Origin of the sequence: Haemophilus sp. HMSC066D02, from assembly GCF_001810545.1 — a bacterium.
In the GTDB taxonomy this organism is placed as follows: Bacteria; Pseudomonadota; Gammaproteobacteria; order Enterobacterales; family Pasteurellaceae; genus Haemophilus_D.
Window position 1 is genome coordinate 1 of record NZ_KV801827.1, and the last position, 662, is coordinate 662.

The window sequence follows — 662 nt, forward strand, 5'->3', positions numbered from 1 at the left end:
TAGTCTTAAACAACCCTTACTGTCTTAAAGACAGGGAGAACTCATCTCTTGGCAAGTTTCGTGCTTAGATGCTTTCAGCACTTATCTCTTCCGCACTTAGCTACCCGGCAATGCGTCTGGCGACACAACCGGAACACCAGTGGTGCGTCCACTCCGGTCCTCTCGTACTAGGAGCAGCCCCAACCAATTCTCCAACGCCCACGGCAGATAGGGACCGAACTGTCTCACGACGTTCTAAACCCAGCTCGCGTACCACTTTAAATGGCGAACAGCCATACCCTTGGGACCTACTTCAGCCCCAGGATGTGATGAGCCGACATCGAGGTGCCAAACACCGCCGTCGATATGAACTCTTGGGCGGTATCAGCCTGTTATCCCCGGAGTACCTTTTATCCGTTGAGCGATGGCCCTTCCATTCAGAACCACCGGATCACTATGACCTACTTTCGTACCTGCTCGACTTGTCTGTCTCGCAGTTAAGCTTGCTTATACCATTGCACTAACCTGACGATGTCCGACCGTCATTAGCAAACCTTCGTGCTCCTCCGTTACTCTTTGGGAGGAGACCGCCCCAGTCAAACTACCCACCAGACACTGTCCGAGACCACGTTTCGTAATCTTCGTTAGAACATCAAACGTTAAAGGGTGGTATTTCAAGGACG

Annotated in this window: 1 rRNA gene; it reads right to left on the minus strand. The window is 51.8% G+C overall.

Annotated elements, in window-relative coordinates:
- Positions 1-662: ribosomal RNA gene (locus HMPREF2750_RS09035) — 23S ribosomal RNA — on the minus strand; the annotation flags it as partial.